Below are 26,013 nucleotides of genomic sequence, written 5' to 3'. Positions count from 1 at the left end.
CGTGGATCAGTGGCGGGGGGTGAATGGGTTGTGTACGCACCGTGGGTCCGGGCCTGCGGAGGGTCACTGGGACAGGGGGGATCGTTGCCGTTTCAAGAGATCGACATTGCTTCACCCGAACGGATGGGTTTTAGTTCAGCGACCGCCCGGCCAGTCCGGACGGATCCGCCGGGTGGAACGCCGAGTCCTGCCGCTGCCCGGTGGTTCGAAACGAACTCTGTACGGCAGGAGCGGGGGACCCACAGGTAAGTCGCCGGACTGGAGTTCGCGCCTCAGGGCGCGGGCGTCCAGGACCGGCTTGGGGTGAAGCCGCGCAAGCGGCCGGGCAACTCCAGCCCGAACCCGACAGCTCACCTCGCAGGCGTCGGAGAGGAAAATTCCATGCCTGCACAGGCTCGTCGTATCGCCCTGCCCCGCGCCGCCCGCATCGGCATCGCCACCGCCGTCACCGGTGTGTCCTTCGCCCTCCCGCTCGTCACCGCGATGAGCGCCCAGGCCCACACCCCGGCCGCTCCGGCCGCCGCCTCCACCGAGGCCAAGCAGGCCACGCAGGCCGCCGCTCCGGCCGCCCAGGCCGCGCAGGAGAGCTACCGCGTCGTCAGCGGTGACACCCTGTCCAAGATCGCCGACGCCAGGAACGTCGAGGGCGGCTGGCACGCGCTGTACGAGCAGAACCGCTCGGTCGTCGGCGCCAACCCGAACCTGATCTTCCCGGGCCAGCAGCTCGCGCTGTCCGGCCACGCCGCCCCGGCCGCCGACGCCGCCCCGGCGAAGCCCGCCGCCCCGGCCAAGCCCGCCAAGCCGTCCGCTCCGGCGACCCAGGCCGCCAAGCCGCAGGCCCAGGTCCAGGTGCAGACCGAGGCCGCCAAGCCCTCCGCGCAGCTCGAGACCCAGCTCCAGGTCGCCGTTCCGGCCCAGGCCGTGACCGCCACTCCGGTCGCCGCCGCCACCTCCGGCTTCGTCGCCCCGCTGGCCGGCCCGCGGCTCGGCACCGCCTACGGCGTGGCCGGCTCGATGTGGGCCTCCGGCCACCACACCGGCCAGGACTTCGTCGCCTCCACCGGCACCCCGCTGCGCGCCGTCGCCAACGGTGTCGTGGTCAAGGCCGGCAACGGCGGCGCCTACGGCAACGAGGTCGAGATCAGGCTCGCCGACGGCCACTACGCCGAGTACGCGCACCTCTCCTCGATCGGCGTGAGGATCGGTCAGACCGTCACCGCCGGCCAGCAGATCGGCCTCTCCGGCGCCACCGGCAACGTGACCGGCCCGCACCTGCACTTCGAGATCCGCAACGGCTCGGAGTACGGCTCGGACATCAACCCGGTCGCCTACCTGCGCGCGCACGGCGTCGCGCTCTGACCCCGAGGGCTTCGAGCTCCGAGGTACCAGGAACCACCGCCGCTGCGGGCGAACCGATCGCCCGGGATGGTCATGTCGGGTGACCGCTCGACCGGGTGATCGCCGCACGGCGGACATGGGCGCGGGACACGCCCAGGCCGGCCCGGCCGCATGAGGACCTCCTCGTGCGGCCGGGCCGGCCGCTTTCGTTCCCGGGCCCGCCCGGGGTGTTCGATCGATCGAACGAAGCGTCAACTCCGGTGTCCCGCAGGGGGTTCGCCGGGATCTCCGGGCGCCTGCGGGCGCCATGCTGGCGGACGGTCAGCGCCCGGCCGGTCCGGCGGTCGGGCGGGCCGGGAGGCGAGGAGGCCGGATGGCGGTCCGCAGCGGGGGCGTGGCGGGGGAGACGGCCGGGCGGGAGCGGCCCGGGGCGGGCGGGGTCGACCGGCTGAAGGCGGACTCGGTCGGCCTGGTCGGCGTGGTGTTCATGGCGCTCGCCACCGCCGCCCCGATCACCGCGATGACCGGCAACCTGCCGATCATCGTCGGTCAGGGCAACGGCGCGGGCGCGCCCGCCGCGTACATCGTGGCGACCGTGGTGCTGACGGTGTTCTCGGTCGGCTACGTGGCGATGGCCCGGCACATCACCGCGGCCGGCGCGTTCTACGGCTACGTCTCGCACGGGCTGGGGCGGGTGGCGGGGATGGCCTCGGGGCTGCTCGCGGTGCTCGCGTACGTCGTCACCGAGGCCGCGGCCCTCGGCTTCTTCGCGTACTCGCTGCGCGGGCTGGTCCGTTCGCAGCTGGGGGTGGACGTCGGCTGGGGCTGGTACGCGCTGTTCGGGGCGGCGGTGATCGGGGTGATGGGCTGGTTCGACCTGCATCTGACGGCCAGGGTGCTCGGGGTCGCGCTGGTGCTGGAGATCGGCGTCCTGTCGGCGGTCTCACTGGCGGTGCTGCTCTCCGGCGGCGGGCCGGACGGGCTCGCGGCCGGGACCCTGAACCCGCTGAACGCGCTGAAGGGGGTGGGGAGTTCGGGCACCTCGGCGGCCGGGCTCGGACTGTTCTTCGCGTTCTGGTCCTGGGTGGGCTTCGAGTCCACCGCGATGTACGGCGAGGAGTCCCGCGACCCGAAGCGGGTGGTGCCGCGGGCCACGCTGATCTCCGTGATCGGGGTCGGGCTGCTCTACGTCTTCGTGTCCTGGATGATCGTGTCCGGCAACGGGGTCGAGCGGGCGGTCGCGGTGGCGGGCGGCGCGGTGCCGGGCAAGGACGGCAACAGCCTGTTCTTCGACCAGCTCGCCGCGCACCTGGGGGCCTGGGCGGTGAAGGTCTTCCAATGGCTGGTCGTCACCGGCTCGTTCGCCTGCGCGATGGCCTTCCACCAGTGCGCGGCCCGGTACCTGTACGCGATCGGGCGGGAGGGGCTGCTGCACCCGGCGCTCGGCCGCACCCATCCGCGGCACGGCTCGCCGCACGTCGCCTCGGTGACGCAGTCGGTCATCGCGGTGGGGCTGGTGGCGGGGTTCCTGGCGGCCGGCATGGACCCGTACGCGCACCTGTACACGCTGCTGGCGCTGCTCGGGACGATGGCGATCCTGGTCGTGCAGACGCTCTGCTCCTTCGCCGTGGTCGGGTACTTCCACGTGCGCGGACGGCACCCGGAGACGGCGCACTGGTTCCGGACGCTGGCCGCGCCGCTGGCGGGCGGGGTGGCGATGGCCGGGGTGGTGGTGCTGCTGGTGCTCAACCGGGACGCCGCGGCGGGGGAGGCGGCGCACACGCTGCTGTTCCGGCTGATCCCGTACCTGGTGATCGGGGTGTTCGCGGGCGGGATCGGGCTGGCGCTCGCGGTGCGGCGGTGGCGGCCCGGGCTGTACGCGCGGATCGGGCGGGTGGTGCTGGAGGACGCGGTCGAGCGGTGACCGGGCCGGGGCCGCGGTGGCCGGCGGGCCCGGGCGTTCGCGCCGGGCGGGCCCGGGTTCAGCGCCGGTGGACCGGCAGGCCGTACTGGGCGGCGGCCAGCAGCTCGTGCATCCGGTGGCCGAAGTCGTCGGTGTCCCGGGCGGGTTCGGGGAAGACCAGGCGGACGTCGCGGTGGCCGTGCGAGTGGTCCAGGCGCAGCACCAGGCCGTGGCGGTCCAGGGCGAGCGGGCGGACCTCCGGGGCGTGGGCGAGCACGGCCGGGTCGAGCAGCCGGGTGAGGACGTCGAGCGCCTCGGCGTGGTCGTCGGCGAGGTGGGTGAGCAGCATGGCCTCGTACCGGGCCAGCGGGTCGGGGGTGGCCAGGGCGAGGTCGGCGGCGGTGATCGCGCCGGTGGCGTACGGGGTGGCGAGGACGGCGTGGGCGACGTCCACCCGCAGGTGCACGCCGAGGCCGTCGTCGGTGAGGTGGGCCGGCCGCAGCCGGCCGGCCAGGGTGAGGCGGGCGCGGACGCGGTCGCGGACGGCGACGGGGGCGATGTCGGTGACGTCGAGGACGACGGCGAGGCCCTCGGCGGCGCCGACGGCGGCCGTGGTCAGCGGGTCGTCCAGGGCGGCGCGCAGCCGCAGCCGGGAGCCGTGCACGGAGACCGGGGTGTCCAGATGGTGGTGCTCGCCCAGGGCGCGGACGGTGAGCGAGGAGGTCGTGCTGAGCAGGCTGTGGATCCGGTCGGCGGTGCTGGGCTCGGGGACCTCGGTGTCGCCGGTGGGCAGGCTCATGGACGGACCTCCAGTTAGTTAGGTGAGCCTAACCTAATGTGCGGCTGGGGGTGTGGCAAGCAGGCGGTGTGGCAAGCAGGCGGTGGGGCGAGCGGGCGGGCCCGGGCAGGCGGAAGGGCCCGGACGCGCGGGTGGCGTCCGGGCCCTTCCGTCGGGCGGGGCCGGGTCAGCCGATGACGGCCTGGGCGTCGATCTCGACCAGCATCGGCTCCTGCGGCAGCTCGACGAAGACGGTGGTGCGGCACGGCTTCACGCCGCCGGGCTTGATGTTCTCGTCGATGAACTCGGCGTAGACCTCGTTCATCAGCGGGAAGTCGGCGCGCTTGGTGAGGTAGACGCGGAACATCACCACGTCCTCGATGGTGGCGCCGCCGGCCTCGACGATGGCCTTGACGTTCTCCAGGGTGCGGCGGGTCTGCGCCTTCACGTCGCCGTGGTGCAGGTACTCGCCGGTGGCCGGGTCCTGCGGGCCCTGGCCGGAGACCTGGAGGAACGGGCCCTTGCGGACGCCCTGGGAGAACATCCAGGCGGGGGCGGGGGCGCCGTCGGTGCGGATCTCGGTCTTCTCGAAGGTCTGGGGGTGCTCGGCGGACATCGGGTTCCTTACGTTGTGTGACGGTTCGTCAGTTGTGGTCGGGGCGGCCGCAGTCGGCCGAGACGGCGCGGGTGGTGGCGAGCAGCTGCGGGAGCAGGTCCAGCACCTGCTCGTACGGCAGGACGACGTCCGGGACGGAGATCGAGGCGGCGGCGACCACCCGCCCGCTGGCGTCCCGGACGGGCGCGGCCACGCAGTTGATGAAGGACTCGTGCTCGGCGTGGTCCTGCGCCCAGCCCTGGGCGGCGACCCTCTCCAGCTCGGCGAGCAGCGCCTCGGGGGTGGTCAGGGTGCGCTCGGTGTGCCGGACGAAGTCGATCCCGGCCACCACCCGGCGCCGCTCCGGCAGCGGCAGGTCGGCCAGCAGCACCTTGGAGACGGCGGCGCTGTGCAGGGCGGCGCGCAGGCCGATCCGGGAGTACATCCGCACCGGGTGGCGGGAGTCGAACTTGTCGATGTAGACCACCTCGCCGCCCTCGTACGCGGCCAGGTGCACGGTCTGGCCGGTGGCGGCGTTCAGCTCGGCCAGGTGCGGGGCGGCGATCCGGCGCACGCCGCGCTGCTCCAGGGCCAGACCGGAGAGCGCGAAGAGGCCGGCGCCCAGGTGGTAGCGGTAGGCCGCGTCGCGATAGACGAACCGTTCCTCTTCGAGGCTCTGCAGCAGTCGGAGCACGGTCGTCTTGTGGACGCCGAGCACCTCGGCGAGCTGGTCGAGGGAGCGCTCGCCCTCGCCGAGCTCGGCGAGGATGCGCAGGGCGCGGGTGACGGTCTGACTCATCGTGCTCCGCTTCGAGGGCTGGGGTTCCCGCTCATTGTGCCCGGGCCCGGTCGGCGGACAACGACCGGTCGGCGCACGGCGTCCGGTCGGCCGGACGCGCGACGCCGGCGGGCAGGGACGGGCCGGTGATGCCCTCCGGGGTGACCCGGGTGGCGGCCCACTGGGCGGGGGAGGCGTCGAGCAGGGCGGCCACCACGGCGGCGTCCGGCAGCTCGGCCTGGTCGCCGGGGGCGGTCAGCGCGCAGGCGGCGCTCAGGTGGCCGAGCCGCAGCCGGCGCCGCTGGTCCAGGCCCCGGACGGTGCCGGCCAGGTAGCCGGCCGCGAAGGCGTCGCCGGCGCCGGTGGCCTCGACCACCTCGACCGCGAGGGCCGGCTCGGTGACCGCCGTACCGTCCTGCTCCAGGGCGGTGACCTGCCGGGCCGCGTCCTTGACCACGACGGTGGCCGGGGCGGGGAAGCGGCGGCGGAGCTCGGCCGGGTCGCCGGTGCCGAAGGCGGCCTCGGCCTCGTCGGCGCCGAGCAGCAGCAGGTCGGCGGCGTCCAGCAGCGGCGGCAGGACGGCCGGGTCGCGGTCGAGCCAGAGCGAGGGGCGCCAGTTGAGGTCGAAGCTGACCAGGCGGCCCGGACGGCGGTCGGCGAGCAGGGCGCGCAGCAGGGCCAGGCAGTCGTCGGAGAGCGCGGCGGTGATGCCGGACAGGTGCAGCAGCCGGGCGCCGGCCAGCAGCGCGGCGGCGGCCGGGTCGGCGAGCAGGCCGGGGGAGAGTGCGGCGGCCGCGGAGCCGCGCCGGTGGTAGTGCAGCCGGCTGCGGCCGGGCCCGAGGTCGTGGCGGTCGCCGGTGGTGCCGCCGACCTCCTTCAGGTAGAGGCCGGTCGGGCGGTGCGGGTCGACCGCGACCGCCGAGACGTCCACGCCGCGGGCGGCGACCTCGGCGAGCAGCCGGCGGCCGAAGCCGTCGTCGCCGACCCGGCTGATCCAGGCGGTCGGCACGCCGTGCGCGGCCAGCGCGCCCGCCACGTTGGACTCCGCGCCGCCGACCGAGAGCCGGAAGCTCTCCACCGACTCCAGCGGGCCCGGGCGGTCCGGCAGCAGGACGGCCATCGACTCGCCCACGCACACGGCCGTCGGGGGAGCGCCGGGGCGGGTCGGGCCCTGGGTGTCCTGTCGCGGCATGTGCGGGGCTCCTCGTCTGCGGCCGTTCCGTCGAGAGCGGGCCCACCGGGCCGACTCCGTGGCGCGTGAACGCCGCGTTCGTCCGTGAGCACCGCGTTCTCCGCGAGCACCGCACGTGAGCCGACCCCGTCGACCGGGAGCCCGGTCCGTTGACCGTGATCCGGCGCCGATGCTAGAACCGTGTTGCCAGCATGTGCAACCCTCGTTGCGCATGTTGCAACCTGTGCGGATGGAGGAACACGGTGGAGCAGACCTTCGCAAGCGGCGGTACCGGGCCGGGGATCGCCCGGGGAGCGGTGGCGGCCCTGGCCGACGAACCGCTCGACTGGCGGTTCAAAGCCGCTCCGCCGCAGTCGTGGGGCCGCAGCACGCGGGAGTGGCTCGCCACCGGCCCCACCCTCTCCTCGCTCGGCACCCCGCTGCTCACCCTCGACGGCGCCGCCCTCGACCACAACGTCCGCACCATGGCCGACTGGTGCGCCAAGGCGGGCGTCGCGCTCGCCCCGCACGGCAAGACCACCATGGCGCCCGCCCTCTGGCAGGCGCAGCTCGACGCCGGAAGCCACGGCATCACCCTCGCCAACCTGCCGCAGGTGCGGATCGCCCGGGCCTTCGGGGTCCAGCGCATCCTGCTCGCCAACGCCCTGCTCGACCCGGCCGGACTGGCCTGGCTCGCCGACGAGCTCGCCGCCGACCCGGACTTCGCCTTCCTCTCCTGGGTCGACTCCGTCGAGAGCGTGCGGCTGATGGACGAGGCGCTGCGCGCCGCCGGGGCCGAACGGCCGGTCGAGGTGCTGGTCGAGCTCGGCGGCCCCGGCGGGCGGACCGGCGCCCGCGGTACGGACGCCGCCGTCGAGGTCGCCGCCGCGGTGCTGCGCGCCCCCACCCTGCGCCTGGCGGGCATCGGCGGCTACGAGGGCGCGATCGCGCACGACGCCTCGGCCGAGGGACTGGCCGCCGTCCGCGGCTACCTGCGGGAGCTCGGCGAGCTGCACGGCCGGCTGGCGAGCGCCTACCCGGACGGCACCCCGCCGGTGGTCTCGGCCGGCGGCAGCGCCTACTTCGACCTGGTGGTCGAGGAGTTGGCGAACCTGCCGGAGTCGTTCACGGTGCTGCGCTCGGGCGCGTACATCGCCCACGACGACGGCTTCTACCGGGGCATCTCGCCGCTGGCCCGGGACGGCGGGCGGACGCCGTTCCGCGGCGCGCTGCACGGCTGGGCCCGGGTCGTCTCCCGGCCCGAGCCGCAGCTCGCGCTGCTGGACGCCGGCAAGCGCGACCTGCCCTTCGACGAGGGCCTGCCGGAGCCGCAACGGGTGCGCGGCGGCGCCGAGTTGACCGGTACGGCGGCCCGGATCACGGCACTCAACGACCAGCACGCCTTCCTGCGGGACGCGGGCGACCTCGCGCCGATCGGCGCCGTGCTGCGACTGGGCGTCTCGCACCCCTGCACCGCCTTCGACAAGTGGACGGCGATCCCGGTGCTGGACTCCGCGGACGCGGCCGAGCCGAAGGTCACCGGCCTGGTCAGGACGTTCTTCTGATGCCCGGGGAGAGAGCGGCCCGCGGGGGCGCGACGGTCTTCCGGGGCGCCACCGTGGTGGACGGCACCGGTGCGGAGCGCTACCGGGCGGACGTCCGGATCGCCGACGGCCTGATCGTCGAGATCGCGGAGATCGCCGAGTCCGGTGAGGGCGGCGGGACCGGCGGGATCGGCAGGGGCCCCGGCGCGGCCGAGGTGGTGGACGCCGACGGGCTGGTACTGGCCCCCGGCTTCATCGACATGCACGCCCACTCCGACCTCGCCCTGCTGCGCGAACCCGAGCACCCGGCCAAGGTCACCCAGGGCGTCACCTGCGAGGTCCTCGGCCAGGACGGCCTGTCCTACGCCCCGGTGGACGACACCACACTGGCCGCGCTGCGCCGCCAACTCACGGGCTGGAACGGCGATCCGGACGGCTTCGACTGGGACTGGCGGGACGTCGCCGGCTACCTCGACCGGATCGACCGCAGCGGCGTCGCCGTCAACGCCTGCTACCTCGTCCCGCACGGCACGCTCCGGATGCTCGTCATGGGCTGGGCCAACCGTCCGCCCACCCCCGGCGAACTCGACCGGATGCGGCAGGTGCTGGCGAAGAGCCTGCTGGACGGCGCGGTCGGCATGTCCAGCGGCCTCAGCTACACCCCCGGGATGTACGCGGACACCGCCGAGCTGGTCGAGCTGTGCACCGTCGTCGCGGCCTACGGCGGCTTCCACGCTCCGCACCAACGCTCGTACGGCGAAGGGGCGTTGGAGGGCTACGCGGAGATGGTGGAGATCGCCCGGCGGAGCGGCTGCGCGCTGCACCTGACCCACGCCACGATGAACTTCGGGGTCAACCGGGGCCGGGCCGGCGAGCTGCTGGAGCTCCTCGACCGGGCGCTCGCCGACGGCGTCGACCTCACCCTGGACAGCTACCCCTACCTGCCCGGCTCCACCACCCTGGCCGCCCTGCTGCCGAGTTGGGCCACCGAGGGCGGCCCGGCCGCGACGCTGGCGCGGCTCGACGACCCCGCGCAGTGTGCGAGGATCCGGTACGAGGTGGAGGAGAAGGGCAGCGACGGCTGCCACGGCGTGGTCACCGACTGGGCGACGATCCAGATCTCCGGCGTCGGCTCGGCCCCGCTCGCCGGGACGGTCGGCCGCACCGTCGCCGAACTGGCCGTCGAGGAGCGGCGGACCGGCACCGAGGTCTTCCTGGACCTGCTGCGCCGGGACGGGCTGGCCACCACCATCCTCCAGCACGTCGGGCACGAGGAGAACGTCCGGGCGATCATGCGCCACCGCGCGCACACCGTCGGCAGCGACGGACTGCTGGTCGGCGCCCGGCCGCACCCGCGCGCCTGGGGCACCTTCCCGCGCTACCTCGGCCACTACAGCCGGGAGTTGGGAGTTCTCACGCTGGAGGAGACGATCGCCCGGATGACCGGCCGCCCCGCCGCCCGGCTGGGGCTGGACCGGCGGGGCCGGATCGCCCCCGGCCACCACGCCGACCTGGTGCTCCTCGACCCCGGGAAGGTCCGGGACGCCGCCACCTTCGAGGACCCCCGGCTGCCCGCCGAGGGCATCGAGTACGTGTACGTCAACGGCAGCGCCGTCGTCCGGGAGGGCCGCACCACCGGCGCCCGACCCGGGCGTGCCCTGCGCCGAACCGACCGAGGAACCCTGGCCATATGACCGAGCCGTCCGCCCCGACCGACCCCTCCTCCGACCCCTCCGTTTCGACCGGGCTTTCCGTCCTGCGCGACGAACCGGTGATCGCGGTGGTCCGCGCACCCCGGATCCCGGACGCCGCCGCGCTCTGCGCCGCGCTCGCCGAGGGCGGCATCAACCTGACCGAATTCACCTACACCACACCGGATGTGACGGACCATCTGCTCCGGGCCTCGAAGGCCGGCTGGCGGGTCGGCGTCGGAACGGTGCTGACCGCCGAGCAGGCGCGGCGCGGGGTCGAGGCGGGGGCGTCCTTCCTGGTCACCCCCGGCTGCCGCCCCGAGGTCGCCGAGGCGGCGGCCGCCGCCGGGGTGCCGGTGGTACTCGGGGCGCTCACCCCGACCGAGGTGGCGCACGCGGTGGACCTCGGGGCCGCCGCCGTCAAGATCTTCCCGGCCCGGGCGTTCGGCCCCGGCTACTTCAAGGACCTGCGCGGCCCGTACCCCGACGTGCCGCTGGTGGCCTCCGGCGGGGTGAACGCGGGCAACGCCGCCGAGTTCCTGGCGCACGGCGCGCTCGCGGTCTGCGCGGGGACGGACGTGGTGCCGCCGGACGTGGTCGCGGCGGGGGACTGGGCGGAGATCACCCGGCGGGCCCGGGCGTTCACGGCGGCCTGCGCCGGGGCGGCGGGGGCGTAGCGGGTCGTCGGCGTCGGCGGCGGGGGCGCAGTCGGGCCGTCGGTGTTCGCGGCGGGGCATCGGCGTCTGCGGCGGGGCGAGGCGGGCTGTCGGGACGGCCGGGATTGGACGAGAATCGGGGGCACCCGGCTCGGCCCCGGCCGAGCCCGTCCCGGCCCAGCCCCTCCCCGCCCGGCCAGCCCCGGGCCCCGGACCCGGCAGGAGGAACCGCCCATGACCTCGACCCGCCCCGGCCCCGACTGGCTCGCCGACGCCGTGCTGTACCAGATCTACCCCCAGAGCTTCGCCGACTCCGACGGCGACGGCATCGGCGACTTCGCCGGCATCGCCGAGCACCTGGACCACCTCGCCTGGCTCGGCGTCGACACCGTCTGGCTCAACCCCTGCTTCGCCTCGCCGTTCCGCGACGCCGGGTACGACGTCGCCGACTACCTCACCCCGGCCCCGCGCTACGGCAGCACCGAGGACCTGGCCGCCCTGGTGGAGGCCGCCCGCGGCAAGGGCATCCGGGTCCTGCTGGACCTGGTGGCCGGGCACACCTCCGACCGCCACCCCTGGTTCCTGGCCTCCGCCGAGGACCCGTCCGACCACCGGTACATCTGGTCCGACCGCCCGGTGGACGGCTTCGTCGCCTCGCCCGGCAGCCGCCCCGGCTGGTACCTGCCGAACTTCTTCGACTGTCAGCCAGCGCTCAACTTCGGCTACGCGCGCGGCAGTTCCGAGGAGCCCTGGCGGCAGGCGGTGGACGCGGACGGCCCGCGCGCCAACCGGGCGGCGCTGCGCGCGATCATGGCGCACTGGCTCGGCCTCGGGGTGTCCGGCTTCCGGGTGGACATGGCCTACTCGCTGGTCAAGGACGACCCCGGCAAGGTGGAGACCGCCAAGCTCTGGACCGAGCTGCGCGACTGGTTGGACCGCGCCCACCCCGAGGCCGTCCTGCTCGCCGAGTGGGGCGACCCGGCCGCCGCCGTCACGGCCGGCTTCCACGCCGACTTCTTCCTGCACTTCGGCGGCGCGGACCACGGCCTGCCGCTGCGCTCGCTCTGGAACAACAACGGCGGGACGGTCGAGGAGTTCTGGCACCAGGAGGCCTGCTACTTCGAGGCCGAGGGCCGGGGCACCCCGCAGCCCTTCCTGGATGCCTGGCGCTCCGCCGCCGAACTCACCGAGGGCGGCGGGCAGATCGTGCTGCCCACCGCCAACCACGACTTCTCCCGGCTGGCCACCGGTCCGCGCACCGCGGAGCAGCTCGCCCCGGCCTTCGCCTTCCTGCTCACCTGGCCCACCCTCCCGGCGGTCTACTACGGCGACGAGATCGGCATGCGCTACCTGCCGGGCCTGCCCGACACCGAGGGCAGCGTCCTCGGGCCGCGGTTCAACCGGGCCGGCTCGCGCACCCCGATGCAGTGGACGCCCGGCCCCACCGCCGGCTTCTCCAGCGCCCCGCCCGAGCGGCTGTACCTGCCGGTGGACCCGGACCCGCACCGCCCGGACGTGCTCTCCCAGCGTGCCGACCCGACCTCGCTGCTGCACACCGTCCGGCGGCTGATCGCGCTGCGCCGGGCGCACCCGGGGCTGGGCGCGGCCGGCGGGGTGGAGGTCCGGCACACCGGCTACCCGCTGGTGTACACCCGGGCCGGGCGGTACCTGGTGGCGGTCAATCCGCGCCGGGAGCCGGCGTCCGTCCGGCTGCCGGGCCTGCCGGAGGGCGTCCCGTCGGCGCCGGGCGTCCGGCCGCTGGAGGTGCGGGGCGTGCGGGTCGCGGACGGGGAGCTGTGGGCGGACGGGTTCTCGTACGGGGTGTTCGAGCTGGGCTGAGCGCGGTCGGGGTAGTCGGGCTGCGTACGGGTGCGGCGGGGAGCCGGGTCCTGTTCGGAGCCCGGCTTCCGATCGGTGTCTGATAGTTGTAAGCTACATCGATAGATGGTTGCATTTACCACCCTCATTGGTTGCATTTGCCACCTTCATGATCAAGCTGACAGACACGCCACCGGAGGACGGTACGAACGCCATGAGCACACCCCGGAACCCCGCCGCAGCGCCCACCCTGGGGCACTCGCTCAAGCACCTGGCCATCCACCTGATCACCCCGCTGCTGATGTGCCTGGGCATGGCGCTCGCCTACCAGGGCGCCTTCCACCAGCCCGAGCCCCACCACCTCAAGGTGGCGGTGGTCGGCACCACGCCGCAGGCGCAGGGCCTGGCGCAGGCCATCCAGGGCAAGGCCGGGAACGCGCTCGACGTCCGCACCGTGGACGACCGGGCCGCCGCCGAGCAGCAGCTGCGCGACCGGGACCTGGTGGGCGCCTTCGTGCCGGACGCCAAGAGCCCCGAGCTGATCGTCGCCAAGGGGAACTCGGACACCTCGGTGGTGGCCGCCACGGCGGTGTTCACCAACGTCACCGACCAGCAGGGCGTGCCGCTGCACGTCACCGACCTGACCACGCCGGCCGCGGGCGACCCGACCGGACAGGGCCTGTTCTTCCTGCTGGTCGCGCTGAGCATCGGCTCCTACGCCAGCGTCGCGGTGATCGGCGCCGCCGGCGCGGGGCTGAGCATGGCGGTCCGGGCGCTGGTCGGGGTGGCGGTCTCGCTGGCGGTCAGCGTGATCGGCATCGTCACCGCCGGGCCGGTCTTCCACGTGGTCGACCACGACTACGCGGCGATCTGGGCGCTGGGCTGGCTCTACTCGGCGGGCATCGTGCTGATCGGCATCGGCCTGCACAGCTTCCTGAAGAAGTGGACCACGCTGGCCCTGATGGTGCTGTTCGTGATGCTGAACTTCACCTCCTCCGGCGGCATCTACCGGCCCGAGCTGCAGAACGGGTTCTTCGGCGGCCTGCACGGCTTCTGGACCGGCGCCGGCTTCCTGGAGGGCGCGCGCAGCATCATGTACTTCGACGGCGGCGCGGGCCTCGGCGGGCACGTCGTGACCCTGCTGGTCTGGCTGCTGCTCGGCGGTGCGGCGCTGGTGGCCGCGGCGATGTACGAGGGCCGCGGGCGCCGTCCGGTCGAGACGCCGGCGGAGGCCGAGGAGGAGATGGAGGAGGCGGTCGCGGTCTGACCGCGCCCCTCGGAAGGCTTCACCGGGTGCCGCGGGCATCGGCACCGGGTGGGGATCGGCGGCCCGCGCCCGGCCCTGGACAAGCCGGACGCGGGCCTCGGCGTCCCCCCGTACGCGCCTGGCGGTACGCCGCCTGCCCGATGAGGGCCTAGCCGACCACCAGGGTGTGGATCTCGCCGGTGCCCGTCGGGGTCACCCTGGCGTGCGGGTGCGGTGCGGGGTGCTCATGGGCGGTCCTCGGGGTCCTTGTCGTACGGGTCGGTCGGGGCGGTCGGGGCGTCCTGGTCGTGCGGGGCGTGTCGGTCGTGCGGGCGCTCGTCGTGCGGGGCGTCCAGCCAGGCGGTGAGCTCGGCGGTGTGCTCGCCGAGCCGGGGCGGGGGCAGGTGGTAGCGGGGCGGGGTGCGGGAGAGGCCGATCGGGTTGGCGACCAGCTCCAGCGGGCGGCCGTCCGGGCCGGGCAGCGGCGCCCGCGGGTGCAGGCCGAGCGAGTCGGCGAGGGCGAAGGCCCCGGCCAGGTCGTTGACCGGTCCGCAGGGCACGCCGAGCGGGGTGAGGACCGCGAACCACTCGGCGGCGGTGCGGCGTTCGAGCCGGGCGGTGAGCTCGCGGGCCAGCGCGCCCACGTGCGCGACCCGGTCGGCGTTGGTGGCGAAGCGCGGGTCGGCGGCCAGTTCGGGGGCGCCCACGCCCCGGCAGAGCGCGGCGAACTGCCGGTCGTTGCCGACCGCGACGACCAGCGGGCGGTCGGCGGAGGCGAACACCTCGTACGGGGCGATGGAGGGGTGGCGGTTGCCGAGGATGCCGGGCACGGCGCCGGCCAGGGTGTAGCCGGCGGACTGGTTGACCAGGCCGGAGAGCAGGGTGGAGAGCAGGTTCAGCTCCACCAGCTGGCCCCGGCCGGTGGCCTCGCGCTCGCGCAGCGCGGCCAGCACGCCGACCGCCGCGTGCAGTCCGGTCAGCACGTCCACCAGTGCGACGCCGGTCTTCATCGGTTCGCCGGGGGCCGGGCCGGTGACGGACATCAGGCCGCCGACGGCCTGCACCAGCAGGTCGTAGCCGGGCAGTCCGGCGCCCTCGCCGGAGCCGAAGCCGGTGATCGAGCAGTAGACCAGCCGCGGGTTGAGCGCCTCGGCGCGGTCCGGGCCGAGGCCGTGGCGGGCCATCGTGCCGGGGCGGAAGTTCTCCACCAGCACGTCGGCGCGGCGGACGAGTTCGACGGCGCGGGCGTGGTCGGCCGGGTCGCGCAGGTCGAGGGTGAGGGAGCGCTTGTTGCGGTTGACGGAGAGGAAGTAGGTGGCCTCGCCCTGGGCGTGCGGCGGGCCCCAGGCGCGGGTGTCGTCGCCGGTGCCGGGCTGCTCGACCTTGATCACGTCGGCGCCGAGGTCGGCCAGCAGCATGGTCAGGTAGGGCGCGGCGAGGACCCGGCCGAAGTCGGCGACCAGGACGCCGTCCAGCGGGAGCCCGGTCACGACCGCCCCCTGGCCGCCCCGGCCGCGGCCGTCGCGTCGCCGGTCGCCGCGCCACCGGCCGTCGCGTCGCCCGAGGGGGCGTCGCCGCGCAGGTGCGGGCGGGCCAGCAGGAGGTAGAGGCCGCCGGCCGCGAGCACGACCACCGCCGAGAGCAGTACCAGGTAGTTGTCGTACCAGGCGGCGTCCGGGGTGCGGCCCCAGCAGATGTTGACGATCGCGGCGACGCCGTAGACCAGCGCGCCGATGTTCACCGCCAGGCCCCAGCGGCCGAGCCGGAAGTCCCCGCTCGGGCGCCAGCCGCGCAGCCGGGCCCGCAGGGCGGCCAGCACCACCATCTGGAAGGCCAGGTAGATCCCGATGCTGGAGAAGGAGATGATCTTCGTGAGGGCGCCCTCGGAGAGCGCCGAGGCACCGACGATGATCACGCCGGGCAGCGCCGCGGCGAGCAGCAGCGCGTACGGCGGCACCCGCAGCCGGCCCGAGACGGTGGCCAGCAGCCGGCTGCCCGCGATCATCCGGTCCCGGGCGAAGGAGTACGCGAGCCGGCTCGCCGCAGCCTGGAGGCTCAGCACGCAGGACAGGAAGGAGATCAGCACCACGCCGATCACCACCCGGGCGCCGGCCGCGCCGAAGGCGTCGTGCAGCACCTTGGCCACCGGGTCCTTGTCGTCGCCGGAGACCACCGCGCCGATGTCCTGGATCGACATCACCAGGGCCAGGCTGACCCCGATCGCCGCCGCGCCGCCGACGTAGATGGTGCGCCGCATCGACTTGGGGATCTGTCGACCCGGGTCGGCCACCTCCTCGGCGACGTCGCCGCAGGCCTCGAAGCCGAAGAACAGGAAGACCGCGATCAGCCCGGCGGCCAGGAAGGCGTCGGCGTAGTTCCCGTCGCCGCCCGCGCCGAAGCGGTCGAAGACCACGCCGAGGCCGTGGTAGCGGTGCGTCAGCAGCAGCCAGGCGCCGACGGCCAGGGCGCCGAGCAGCTCGGCGGCGAAGCCGAACATGGCCGCCGCCGACAGGACCCGGGTGCCGCCGAGGTTGATCACGGTGGCGAGCGCCAGCAGGCCGAGCGCGCACCAGACGGTCGTCGCGGTGCTCGGCTCGACGCCCAGGAGGGCGGCCACGTACGGACCGGCGCCGTAGGAGACGGCCGCGATGGTGGACATCAGCGCCAGCAGGTAGACCCAGCCGGTCAGCCAGCCCCAGGTGCGGCCCCAGAGCCGGCGCGCCCACGGGTACACCCCGCCGGCCACCGGGAACTGGGCGACCACCTCGCTGAACACCAGGGCCACCAGCAGCTGGCCGAGGCCCGCGATCAGGAAGCTCCAGACCATCGGCGGCCCGGCGGTCTGGAGCGAGGTGGCGAAGAGTGTGTACACGCCGACCACGGGGGAGAGATAGGTGAAGCCGAGCGAGAAGTTCGCCCAGAGGCTCATGTCGCGCTTGAACTCGGAGGTGTAGCCGAGGGCGGCCAGCCGTTCGGCGTCCGGGTCGGGGGAGTGGGCGGTGGCACGGGCACTGGCATCGGTCATGACCTGCTCCTGGGAACGTGTCGTGATGCGTCGTCAGGACGCGTCGTTGTGACGCGTTGTCGTGATGCGTGGGGGAGTGCTGCGGGGTGCTGTTCGGGCCGGGGCTGCGGGAAAACATACGAGATTGAGTTTCTAGCGGCAAGGGTGCGCGCTCGACCGGGAGGTACCCTGCGGGAAACATCCGGTCGGACGGTGATCCGGCGACGGCGGTTCGGAGACGGCGGTTCGGAGACGCTCATCCGGCGGCGGGTGACCCGGCGACGGGCGACCCGGCGACGGTGATCGAGGAGGGGGCGGTGTGACGACCATCGGCAGTGCGACCCCGCTGCTCAGCGCCGTCCTCGCGCCGCTCGCCGACCTCGGTCGCGCCGACGCGGTGGCCCGCCGGATCACCGAGGCGATCGCTCTCGGGCTGGTCGCGGACGGGGACCAACTGCCCAGCGAGAACGACCTCGCCGACCAGCTCGGCGTCGCCAACGGCACCGTCCGCGAGGCCCTCGCCCTGCTCCGCGAGGCCGGGCTGATCGAGACCCGGCGCGGCCGCAACGGCGGCAGCTTCGTCCGCACCCCCGCCGAGGGCTCCCAGCACCTCCAGCTCGCCCGGCTGCGCGACCTCGCCACCGTCGACCTGCGCGACCTCGGCGACGAGGAGCTGGCCGTCTTCGGCACCGCCGCCCGGCTCGCCGCCGAACGCGCCCCGGCCGACCTCGGCCCCAGGCTCACCCGGCTGGTGCACGACCTGCGCGACGCCGCCGGGCCCGCCGAGCGGTGCCGCGCCGACGCCCGCTTCCACATCGAACTCGCCGTCGCCGCCCAGTCGGTGCGGCTCACCCAGCTCGCCGTCCGGCTCCAGGCCGAACTCGGCCCGCTGCTCTGGCTGCCGGCCCCGCACGGGCCGGACCAGGAGCGCTTCGCCGAGCAGCACCGGGAGATCCTGGTCGCGGTGCTGGCCGGCGACGCGGCCGGCGCCCGGGCCGCGGCCGAGGCGCACGCGGTGGCCTGCGTCCACCATCTGGTCCGGCGGCACCTGGAGTTGGCGGACGACGGCTGAGCCGGGGCCGGTTGCTCCCGGAACCCGTTGTTCCCGGAGCCGCCCCTCGCCGGAAGTCCGTTGCCGGAAGTCCGTTGCCGCCGGAACCCTCCCTCGCCGCCGGAGCCGTCATGACCAGCGCGTCCAGCCCCGCCCTGCCCGTTGCCCGAGCACTCGGCGGGCCCGCCGCCGTCGAGCGCTGCGCCCGACGGGTCGCCGCCGCCGTCGACGCGGTGCTCGCCGAACTGGACGCTCTGCGGGCGGCCGCGGCCGACTGTTGGACCCGGGCGGCCGCCGAGGGCCGCCGGCCCGGGGCCGCCGAACTCGCCGCGGTGCGCGGGGCGGTGGGCGAACTGCTGGCGCGGCCCGGCTCGCGCTGGTTCGGCTGTGGAGCGGTCGTGGCACCCGGCGCGCTCGCCGACGCGGACCTGCACGCGGAGTGGTGGTACCGCGGCGCGCGCGGGGCCGGGGAGCGGCGGCTGCGGCTCGTGCTCGACCCGGCGGACGCCGAGTTCTACGACTACCGGGCGCTGCCCTGGTTCGCCCGGCCCCGGGACGAGGGGCGGGCCGTGGTGGCCGGGCCGCAGGTCGACCTGCTCTGTGCCGACCGGTACGTGCTGTGCTGCGCCCGGCCGGTGGTCGTCCCGGGCGCCGGCTTCGTCGGGGTGGCGGCCGGGGACGTCCCGCTGGCCGCGCTGGAACGGCTGCTGGTGCCGCCGCTGCGGGAGCTGGCCGGTGAGGCCGCGCTGCTCGACGGCGAGGGGCGGGTGCTGGCCGCCACCACTCCGGCCCTGCCGGTGGGTTCGCTGGCGCGCGGGCTGCTCGCGGACCCGGCGGCCGGGCGGGCCGGGGTGCCGTCGGCGGCGGTGGACTGGACGGTGGCGCGCGGCTGACGGTTGACCGGACGGTGCCGGCAAGCCGATATGACCTTCATTTGTGAAGGTATTAGTCGTTCCGCTTCCCGCGGCCGGGCGGCGTGCTGAAGCAGCAGTCGCCGCAGAGACCGGCGCCCGGCCCCAGCCGGTAGTAGAGGCAGCAGCTGTTCCGGCGGAACGCCGTACCGCGCGGCCCGGTGCGCAGGGTACCCGACCCGGCCAGCGGCGGACGGTCCAGCAGCTCCGCCACCAACGCCCGTGCGGCGACCGGCGCATGGGCGTCCAGGATCCGCAGCGTCCCGGCCAGCGCGGAGGCGGCGTTGCCGAGCAGCAGGCGGCGGGAGAGCGGGGCGGCCGCCCGTACGGCCATTGCCAGCGGCTCCAACTGGCCCAGCAGGACGGCCTCGTGCAGCTGGTCGGCGAGCGTCCCGGCGGCCGTCCCGGAGGACGGAACGGCGGATGGAACGGCGGGCGGCCGGACGGGCTCCGGCGGGGTCCACAGGTCGAGCGGGCCCTGGTCCGGGATCCGCACCCAGGCGTGCTCCAGGGTCGGGACCGTCCCCAGCAGGACGGCCGAGCCCAGGCCCACCGACCAGAAGCGGGCGGCCAGTCCCAGGTGCAGGATCGAGGCGGCGACCCGGGGCTCGTCGGTGCCGAGCCGCCGCGCCACCACCCGCAGCCGCGCCGCCAACGGCGCGTCCGGCCCGGTGCCGTACAGCTCGGCCAGCGGCAGGAAGCCCTCGGGCGGCCGGTCGGCCGGTGCGGTGTCCAGCGCGAAGTACGGCCCGACGGCGGCGAGTCGGGCGTAGTCCGGCGGCCGAAGGCCGGGTGCGGGGTTCAACGGCCGTCCCCTGTGCGGTCGTTGAACCCCGCACCCGCCCGCGGCGGGGTGGTCGGATGGTCGAGGGGCATCGGGGCCTCCAGGTCTGCGGGTGCTCGGGCGACCATGCGCGTCGCCCCGGTCGGACCCGAGCGGCCCGGGCAGGCCTGGTCGGCCGGGTGTCAGCCGCGCACGGAGAAGTCACCACTGGTCGTGCGGATGAACGGTACCGTGCCCTGGCAGTCCGAGACCGGCTGGCCGAAGACGCCCCAGACCCAGCCCATCCGGTCCCCGCGCCGCCCGTTGTCCTCCACCGAGAGCGCGACCTTCTGACCGGTCAGCTCCAGGCCCGGGAACCACGGCGCCTCGCTCTTGGTGATCACCCCGGTGGCGATCGCCTCCCGGCCGCCGACGGCCAGGCAGGTGATGTCGCCCTCGAAGTCGGCGACCAGCCGGCCGTCGGTGTGCACGTGACGGACGTGGAAGTGGCCCGCGGTGCCGCGCGGATCGGTGTTGGTGGAAGTGCGGGCGTCCACCGAGATCTGCACCGGGTCGCCCTCGAAGCCCTGGAAGGCCGCGGTGAGGACGGTGTTGCCGGTGCCGCGCACGCTCACCGGTCCGAAGCCGCCCGCGGGGTCGGCCGGTTCCGCGGCGGACGCCTGTGCTGCGGACGCCTGTGCGGCGGGGACTGGCGCGACGGTGGTGGTCGGTGCGGCGACGGCGGCCGGTGCGGCGGTGGCGGCCGTCGCGGTCAGCAGGAGGAGCGAGACGGCGGCGGTGGCGAGGCGGCGGTTCATGGGGTGGGTTCTCCTTCGGGCTCGGTCGTTCCGGTGCCACTCAGCATGCTTCCGCCCGGCCGCGCGGGCCTCCCGCTGCGGAGGGGAGTTGACGGTGGGTCGCTCCTCCCCGGGAAGGAACCGGCCTCCCCCGGGAGAGCTGCCCCCTAGGCTCGGTGGGTGCGCACCGAAGCCCGAACCAGCTCCGCCCAACCCAGCTCCGCCCGACCCCGCTCCGCCCGGATCCGCCGGCCGCTCGCCGCCGTCTCCGCGCTCGCCCTGCTGGCGCCCGTCCTGCTGGCGCAACCGGACGCCCGGGCAGCGGCCGCGCTGATCGCCCTGACGGCGGCGTTCGCCGTGGTGGTGGCGCTGCTGCCCTGGCCCGCCGGGCGGATCACGCTCGGTGCGGCGGTCGGTGCGGTGGCCGGGGCCTCGTTGCTGGTCGACCTGGTCTACCCGGGGCCGTACCGGCTGCCCGCGTTCTGGCTGCCGTTCGAGTGGCTCGCCCTGCTCGGGCTGCTCTTCCGGGCCGTCCGCGGGCTGTCCGACCGCCGGGTCGGCCCGGTCGGCGGGCTGCTCGGGCTCGCGGCGGTGCTGCTGCCGCTGCGGTTCTCCCTGCGGACGCCGCAGGGCGGCGCGGCCTGGTCGGTGGTCGGGGTGCTGCTCTCGTTGCTGCCGCTGCTCGGTGTCGCGGGGGCGGCCCTCTACCTGCGGGTCCTGGACGCCCGACGGGAGCGGGCGGTCGCCCGGGCCCGGCGCGAACAGCGGCTGGAGGTGGCGCGGGGGCTGCACGACTTCGTCGCCCACGAGATCACCGGCATCGTGCTGGAGGCCCAGGCCGGTCAACTCCCGGACCAGGAGCCGGGGGAGACCGCCGCACTGCTGCGGCGCCTGGAGGAGGCCGGGCTGCGGGCGCTGGACTCGATGGACGAGATGGTCGGCGCCCTGCGCGAGCCGGGCGGTGAGGGCGGCCGGGACGGCCGGTCCGATCCGCCGGACCGGGAGGAGCAGGCCGACGGGGCGACCACGCGCCGGCTGGGCCTGGCCGACCTCCCCGAACTGGTCACCCGCTTCGGCGCCACCGGCCGACCTGGTGGCACCGGCACCGCCGGTGCCCCGCGCGCCACCGCCGAGCTGGCGCCCGAGACCGCCGGCCGGCTCTCCGCCGAGGCCGAGGCGACCGCGTACGCCGTCGTCCTGGAGGCCCTCACCAACATCCGTCGGCACGCGCCGCAGGCCACCGAGGTCACCGTCCGGGTGGCCCCCGGCACGGACGGCGCGGTCGAGCTGACCGTCACCGACGACGGCGGCCCGTCCCGCAGGCCGCTGCTGCGCCGCCGCCCCGGCGCCGGCGGCACCGGCCTGGCCGGGCTCACCGCCCGGGCCGCCGCCCACGGGGGCTCGCTGACCGCCGGCCCGGGAACGCCCGGGGGCTGGCGGGTCAGCTGCTCCCTGCCGGGTCGCTGAGGCACGCGCCCTGTGGCGTCGGCCGGCGCGGCAGGGCTGCCCCCGCTTCCGGGTGCGTCGCGCTCAGTGGCCCCGGCCGCCGCCCCGGGTGCCGCGCGGGCGGGTCAGGGTGAAGCGGTCGACCGGGACGAGGTCCCCGTACGGCCCGCTGACGGAGTAGTAGGTGACGCCGATCGTGGTCTGCCCGTTGCGCCCGCCCGGGTCGACGTCGAAGGAGGCGAAGCCGTACGGGTTGTCGGCGTCCCGGAAGGCGGACCAGGGGGCGTCCTCGATCACGTACACCGGCGGGCGCTTGCCGGTGGCCGGGTCGACGGCGCCGACGCCGGTGATCACCCGGGCCTTGGCGGGGCTGAAGAAGAGCTGGTTGGACGGGGCCGAGGTGCCGCCGCCGCCGATGACCATGTGGACGGTGCCCTTGGTGGTGTCGATGGTCTCGGTGCCGGTGGAGACCGGGATCGGCGTGCGGGTGTCGGTCGGCTGCTGGCCGCGGATCGGGTGCGAGCGCTCGTAGTGGTGCTCGTGGCCGCAGACCACCAGGTCCACGCCGTACTTGTCGAACAGCGGCACCCAGGCCTCGCGGACGCCGAGGTCGGCGCCGTTGAACTTGTCGGCGGTGGAGATCACCACCTGGTGCATGCAGACCACGATCCAGTCGATCCCCGGGTCCGCGTTGGCCGCGATCAACTCCCGTTCCAGCCAGCGCTGCTGGGCGCCGCCGGAGTAGCCGTGGACGTAGCTGCTGCCGCCGTCCTGGTAGGCCACGTCGTCGTTGTTGAGGCTGATCACCCGCACCGAGCCGGCCGTGAACGAGTACCACAGGCCGCGCGTCTCCGCGTCGGAGCGGGCGTCCGGCAGCTCGAAGTACGCCTGGTAGGCGCCGTAGCCGATCGGGCCGTTGCCCTTCTCGTTCTCGTGGTTGCCGGCCGCGGGCATCCAGGGGCGGTGGCGGGTCGAGCGGGTGTTGTTCTCGAACCAGTCGGACCAGGTGCGGACCCGGTCGGTGGCGATGTTCGCGTAGCAGAGGTCGCCGTTGAGCAGGTGGAACAGCGGGGCGATCCGCTCGACCCCGGCGGTGGTGTCGCCGGCGGCGGGGCTGCCGAGGTTGTCGTTCACGTAGCCGTTGGCGGTCTTCTTGCCGAGGGTCGGGGTGCCCTGGTCGCCGAAGCTGGTGAAGGTGAAGGCGGACCGGCCGCGCGGGGCGGTGCGGACGGTGCCGAGTTCGGGGGTGGTGCCGTCGTGGACGGCGGCGTAGACGTAGTCCGTGTCGGCGCGCAGGCCGGTCAGCCGGGCGTGGTGCGTCTGGACCTCGGTGCCGGACGCGGCGTCCCGGTAGGTGCGGGTCGCGGCCTGGACCGTCCGGCCGAAGCCGCCGTTCGAAGTCCCGTACACCACCCGGGGGTTGCCGACGGACCGGGTGGTGTGCCAGGAGACCACCACCTCGCGGGAGGCGTCCGAGCCGAACTGGAGGTGGAGGCCGGCCACCCGCGGCGCGCCGGAGCGGTCCGGCCGCTGCCAGAGCACCGGGGAGGCGGCGGCGGGGGCGGCCGAGACGCCGGAGAGGGACACGGCACCGCCGAGGCCGACGCCGGTCGCCCCGGCCAGGAGCCCACGCCTGCTGACGGGGAGACGTCCACTGGAATCGTTCATGGCGGCCAGCCCACCGGACGAAGGTGAACCGAGCCGGGTCCGCCGCGTGAACTTTCCCGTCCGTCACCCGTGCGTCACACTGCTGGGCGTGACGAGGACGAACGGCGGCGGCCCGCGGGTGATCCGCACCCTGATCGCGGACGACCAGGAGGCCGTACGGCGCGGTGTGCGGCGGATCCTGACGGCCCAGCCGGATATCGAGGTGGTGGGCGAGGCGGCGGACGGGCTCGCCGCACTGGAGCTGGCGGCCGAACTGCGGCCGGACGTCGCGCTGGTGGACATCCGGATGCCGCGGATGGACGGACTGGAGCTGACCCGGCGGCTGGCCGGGCCGGGGGTGGCGGAGCCGGTGCGGGTCGTGGTGCTGACCACCTTCGACCTGGACGAGTACGTGTACCCGGCCCTGCGGCACGGGGCGTCCGGTTTCCTGCTGAAGCGTTCCGGCCCGTCCCTGCTGGCCGAGGCGGTGCGGGCGGCGGCGGACGGGGAGAGCCTGATCAGCCCGTCGGTCACCGTCCGGCTGCTGCGGCACGTGACGGCTCCGCGCCGCCCGGAGCGGCGGCGGCCCGCGCTTGTGGTGCCGCTGACCGAGCGGGAGGTGGAGATCGCCGGGCACGTCGCGGCGGGCCGCACCAACGCGGACATCGCCGCGGAGCTGTTCATCTCGCCGGGGACGGTGAAGACCCACGTCGCCAGCATCCAGCGCAAGCTCGGGGTGGCGAACCGGGTCGGGATCGCGGTGCACGCCTGGGAGATGGGCTGGGCGGCGCAGGAGCGGTAGCGGCGGTGCCGCGGAGACGGGTGCGCGCCCACGGGGCCGAGGGGATGCTCCGTGGACGCGCGGAACCTACGAGGTGGGGGTGGCCTCCGGACGTGACGTCCTCCGGCCGGTAGTTCGATCGTCGACCGAGGTAGTCATCCAGCGTCGGACCCTGATCCGTCTCGATCCGTCGCCACTGCCTCCTGCGGTCGAACTCCTTCAGCTACCTCGCAGGTCCATCTCCCATCATGCGCCTCCTGCGGGCTGTGCACCAGGGGTGAACGGTATGAATCCAACCAATTTTCGTAACTCGGGCAATCCGGGGTTAATCGGCTGGCGGGACTGCCGGGCGACGAGACCCCCGTCAGGAGCGCGGCCAGCCGTCCACGAAGGTCAGCGTCCGCTGGTACGGCCCGTCGGGCCCGGTGCTGCGGTACTCCTCCGTGCTGCCGCCGGTCCGGACGGTGCGGTCCCCGTCGTGCCGCCGGGCGGTGGGGCGCAGGGTGTGGTCGACGGTGGAGCGCTCGGTGACGTGGCCGCCGGTCGCCGCGGTGGCCTCGCGGTGGTAGCCGAGCTCCATGGCGGTGGTCTGGTCGGTGTTCCCGGCCGCGTCGCGGCTCACCCGGTAGCTGACGTCCAGCGGTTCGCCCTCGTGCACGGTGGTGGTGCGGTGCGGGCCGCCGCCCCAGGTCGCGGTGGTGCGGGTGAGGTCGGTGCCGTTGTGCAGCGTCACGTCGTTGCCGCCGTCGCGCAGCCGCTGGGCGGAGCGGAAGGCGAGCTCGTCGCGGACCTCGGTGGTGATCCGGCCGTGCGAGGTCTGCACCCAGCCCCGGGCGAGGTCGTCGCGGGCGGCGGTGACCGTCCAGTCGCCGCTGCCGCCGCCGTGGTCGGCGAGGTCGGTGGCGACGGTGGCCTCCGGGGCGACCCGGTGGTCGGTGAGCTGTCCGGTGGTGCGGGCGGCGCCGTGGTCGGTCTCGGCGAAGAGGTTGACCTGGCCGGTCCAGACGTCGTTGCTCTGCGCCTCGGCGGTGTTCACGGTGACGCCCACGCTGTGCGGCCGGCCGTCCAGCAGCAGTCCGACGTACGGGGTGAGGTCGAGCCGGTAGGCGGGCAGGTCGAAGGCGAAGACGCCGGGCACGGGCCGCCAGAGCAGCGGGTCCCAGCCGCCGGTGTAGATCACCGGGTACGGCCAGACCGCGCCGGCCACCCGGCCGTCCACGGTGAGCCGCAGTTCGCGGAACGGGCCCTTGCCGCAGATGCCGCTGCCGGGGTTGGCGGCGGCGAAGGCGTCCGGTGCGGAGGCGTAGGCGAACTCCTCGCAGGCGCCGCCGCCCCGGGCGTAGACCTCGGCGGTGAGGCGTTCGAGGTTCTGCGGGAAGACGAGGTCGCGCCCGGCGGCGGGGGCGGCCTGGGTGAGCCCGAACGGGCCGGTGGTGAGCAGCCGGTCGGCGGAGCGGGCGGCCGGCCAGTGCGCGTCCGCGGTGTAGAAGGTCAGCTTCGCGCTGATCGTGAAGACGCCGGTGTAGGTGGCGTCGGTGACGTTGGCGAGGTCGAAGGAGAACTCCTGCGGGCCGCCCGCGAAGAGCGGGGCGTAGCGGGTGACGTCGCGCTCGACGTTCCAGGCGATGCCGTCCTTGGACGGCTCCGGGGTGGAGGAGAGCAGCACCTGGACGCCGCCGACGCGGACGCTGAAGATCCGGTCGAACTGCCGCCCGGCGACCTGCCCGTGGAGGTCCATGACCACCGCGGACCAGGGGCCGGCGCAGTCGGCGGGCGGGGCGAGGGTGGCGTTGTACGGGGTGTCCGGCGGGTTGCCGTACCCGTTGCGGAACTCGCGCTCGTGCATCACCTCGACGGTGCAGGAGCGGGTGTCGGGGCGGGTGAGCGGCTTGGTGGCGGTGACCGGGTCGTGGTAGTCGGTGCCGAAGTCGGCGTGGGCCGGGGCGGCGGCGGTGAGGGTGCCGGCCAGGGTGAGGACGGCGGCGCCGATCAGACCGGCGGTGCGGCGGAGCAACGGGCGCAGGGCCAAGGCGGGTTCCCGGGGTCGGGCGGCCCGCGGGCGGGTGCCGCGGGCCGGTCGGATGATCCGGGAATC

Annotated in this window: 21 protein-coding genes and 1 riboswitch; of the genes, 11 read left to right on the top strand and 10 right to left on the bottom strand. The window is 75.0% G+C overall.

Annotated elements, in window-relative coordinates:
- The first annotated feature begins 178 nt into the window (after positions 1–178).
- Positions 179–379, top strand: a riboswitch (cyclic di-AMP (ydaO/yuaA leader).
- Positions 380–381: 2 nt separating this feature from the next.
- Together ACLWS4_RS17585 and ACLWS4_RS17580 are read left to right on the top strand one after the other, a co-directional pair.
- Positions 382–1,359 (top strand): M23 family metallopeptidase, encoded by a 978-nt coding sequence (locus ACLWS4_RS17585; protein WP_416874542.1) that lies wholly within the window; start codon positions 382–384, stop codon positions 1,357–1,359.
- 352 nt (positions 1,360–1,711) lie between these two features.
- Complete coding sequence (locus tag ACLWS4_RS17580) at positions 1,712–3,262, top strand: APC family permease (protein ID WP_079272506.1); 1,551 nt, start codon at positions 1,712–1,714, stop codon at positions 3,260–3,262.
- Positions 3,263–3,320: 58 nt separating this feature from the next.
- Here ACLWS4_RS17580 and ACLWS4_RS17575 read toward each other — a convergent pair whose 3' ends face one another.
- The 4 genes from ACLWS4_RS17575 to ACLWS4_RS17560 all read right to left on the bottom strand — a co-directional run bounded on the left by ACLWS4_RS17575 (position 3,321) and on the right by ACLWS4_RS17560 (position 6,584).
- Positions 3,321–4,040, bottom strand: coding sequence for a DUF2470 domain-containing protein (locus ACLWS4_RS17575; protein WP_416874541.1), 720 nt, complete (start codon positions 4,038–4,040; stop codon positions 3,321–3,323).
- Between the two features lie 166 nt (positions 4,041–4,206).
- A complete protein-coding gene (locus ACLWS4_RS17570; RefSeq protein ID WP_049652385.1) occupies positions 4,207–4,635 on the bottom strand; it encodes a RidA family protein in 429 nt (142 codons plus the stop codon).
- Positions 4,636–4,663: 28 nt separating this feature from the next.
- On the bottom strand, positions 4,664–5,413 hold the full coding sequence (locus tag ACLWS4_RS17565) for an IclR family transcriptional regulator (protein WP_380741340.1): 750 nt from the start codon (positions 5,411–5,413) through the stop codon (positions 4,664–4,666).
- Positions 5,414–5,444: 31 nt separating this feature from the next.
- Positions 5,445–6,584 carry a sugar kinase gene (locus ACLWS4_RS17560; protein WP_416874540.1) on the bottom strand — a complete coding sequence of 380 codons (1,140 nt, stop codon included), beginning with the start codon at positions 6,582–6,584 and terminating at the stop codon, positions 5,445–5,447.
- A 242-nt stretch (positions 6,585–6,826) separates the two neighbouring features.
- Between ACLWS4_RS17560 and ACLWS4_RS17555 the strand changes: the two genes are divergently transcribed.
- The 5 genes from ACLWS4_RS17555 (at position 6,827) to ACLWS4_RS17535 (ending at position 13,539) form a co-directional block, all read left to right on the top strand.
- Positions 6,827–8,128 carry an amino acid deaminase gene (locus ACLWS4_RS17555; RefSeq protein WP_416874539.1) on the top strand — a complete coding sequence of 434 codons (1,302 nt, stop codon included), beginning with the start codon at positions 6,827–6,829 and terminating at the stop codon, positions 8,126–8,128.
- The gene (locus ACLWS4_RS17550) at positions 8,128–9,801 is read left to right on the top strand and encodes an N-acyl-D-amino-acid deacylase family protein (protein ID WP_416874538.1); all 1,674 of its coding nucleotides are present in this window, start codon (positions 8,128–8,130) and stop codon (positions 9,799–9,801) included. Before ACLWS4_RS17555 ends, ACLWS4_RS17550 begins: the two co-directional genes overlap by 1 nt.
- Complete coding sequence (locus ACLWS4_RS17545) at positions 9,798–10,475, top strand: bifunctional 4-hydroxy-2-oxoglutarate aldolase/2-dehydro-3-deoxy-phosphogluconate aldolase (protein ID WP_416874537.1); 678 nt, start codon at positions 9,798–9,800, stop codon at positions 10,473–10,475. The genes ACLWS4_RS17550 and ACLWS4_RS17545 overlap by 4 nt, the downstream gene beginning before the upstream one ends.
- A 213-nt stretch (positions 10,476–10,688) precedes the next feature.
- On the top strand, positions 10,689–12,293 hold the full coding sequence (locus ACLWS4_RS17540; protein WP_416874536.1) for an alpha-amylase family glycosyl hydrolase: 1,605 nt from the start codon (positions 10,689–10,691) through the stop codon (positions 12,291–12,293).
- A 193-nt stretch (positions 12,294–12,486) separates the two neighbouring features.
- Positions 12,487–13,539 carry a hypothetical protein gene (locus tag ACLWS4_RS17535; RefSeq protein ID WP_416874535.1) on the top strand — a complete coding sequence of 351 codons (1,053 nt, stop codon included), beginning with the start codon at positions 12,487–12,489 and terminating at the stop codon, positions 13,537–13,539.
- 224 nt (positions 13,540–13,763) lie between these two features.
- Here the strand turns inward: ACLWS4_RS17535 and ACLWS4_RS17530 are convergent, their stop codons facing one another.
- Both ACLWS4_RS17530 and ACLWS4_RS17525 read right to left on the bottom strand, forming a co-directional pair.
- Complete coding sequence (locus ACLWS4_RS17530; protein WP_416874555.1) at positions 13,764–14,936, bottom strand: CaiB/BaiF CoA transferase family protein; 1,173 nt, start codon at positions 14,934–14,936, stop codon at positions 13,764–13,766.
- Between the two features lie 68 nt (positions 14,937–15,004).
- Positions 15,005–16,543 (bottom strand): APC family permease, encoded by a 1,539-nt coding sequence (locus ACLWS4_RS17525; RefSeq protein WP_416874534.1) that lies wholly within the window; start codon positions 16,541–16,543, stop codon positions 15,005–15,007.
- Between the two features lie 298 nt (positions 16,544–16,841).
- On the opposite strand from ACLWS4_RS17525, the gene ACLWS4_RS17520 reads away from it, so the two are divergent.
- On the top strand, positions 16,842–17,594 hold the full coding sequence (locus tag ACLWS4_RS17520) for a FadR/GntR family transcriptional regulator (protein ID WP_234348498.1): 753 nt from the start codon (positions 16,842–16,844) through the stop codon (positions 17,592–17,594).
- Positions 17,595–17,704: 110 nt separating this feature from the next.
- Complete coding sequence (locus ACLWS4_RS17515) at positions 17,705–18,466, top strand: cache domain-containing protein (protein WP_416874533.1); 762 nt, start codon at positions 17,705–17,707, stop codon at positions 18,464–18,466.
- 52 nt (positions 18,467–18,518) lie between these two features.
- On the opposite strand, the gene ACLWS4_RS17510 is transcribed toward ACLWS4_RS17515, so the two are convergent.
- Positions 18,519–19,289 carry a (2Fe-2S)-binding protein gene (locus tag ACLWS4_RS17510; RefSeq protein WP_416874532.1) on the bottom strand — a complete coding sequence of 257 codons (771 nt, stop codon included), beginning with the start codon at positions 19,287–19,289 and terminating at the stop codon, positions 18,519–18,521.
- A gap of 161 nt (positions 19,290–19,450) precedes the next feature.
- On the bottom strand, positions 19,451–20,065 hold the full coding sequence (locus tag ACLWS4_RS17505) for a hypothetical protein (RefSeq protein WP_049659853.1): 615 nt from the start codon (positions 20,063–20,065) through the stop codon (positions 19,451–19,453).
- A gap of 159 nt (positions 20,066–20,224) precedes the next feature.
- On the opposite strand from ACLWS4_RS17505, the gene ACLWS4_RS17500 reads away from it, so the two are divergent.
- Positions 20,225–21,511 carry a sensor histidine kinase gene (locus tag ACLWS4_RS17500; RefSeq protein ID WP_416874531.1) on the top strand — a complete coding sequence of 429 codons (1,287 nt, stop codon included), beginning with the start codon at positions 20,225–20,227 and terminating at the stop codon, positions 21,509–21,511.
- A 63-nt stretch (positions 21,512–21,574) separates the two neighbouring features.
- On the opposite strand, the gene ACLWS4_RS17495 is transcribed toward ACLWS4_RS17500, so the two are convergent.
- A complete protein-coding gene (locus ACLWS4_RS17495; RefSeq protein ID WP_416874530.1) occupies positions 21,575–23,158 on the bottom strand; it encodes a purple acid phosphatase family protein in 1,584 nt (527 codons plus the stop codon).
- Between the two features lie 88 nt (positions 23,159–23,246).
- Between ACLWS4_RS17495 and ACLWS4_RS17490 the strand changes: the two genes are divergently transcribed.
- On the top strand, positions 23,247–23,939 hold the full coding sequence (locus ACLWS4_RS17490; RefSeq protein ID WP_387828752.1) for a response regulator: 693 nt from the start codon (positions 23,247–23,249) through the stop codon (positions 23,937–23,939).
- Positions 23,940–24,282: 343 nt separating this feature from the next.
- On the opposite strand, the gene ACLWS4_RS17485 is transcribed toward ACLWS4_RS17490, so the two are convergent.
- A complete protein-coding gene (locus ACLWS4_RS17485) occupies positions 24,283–25,947 on the bottom strand; it encodes a peptide-N4-asparagine amidase (RefSeq protein WP_416874529.1) in 1,665 nt (554 codons plus the stop codon).
- Positions 25,948–26,013 lie beyond the last annotated feature (66 nt).

This window comes from Kitasatospora sp. SC0581, assembly GCF_048159585.1.
Lineage (GTDB): Bacteria > Actinomycetota > Actinomycetes > Streptomycetales > Streptomycetaceae > Kitasatospora.
This window is presented reverse-complemented; position numbering and strand designations above follow the sequence as displayed.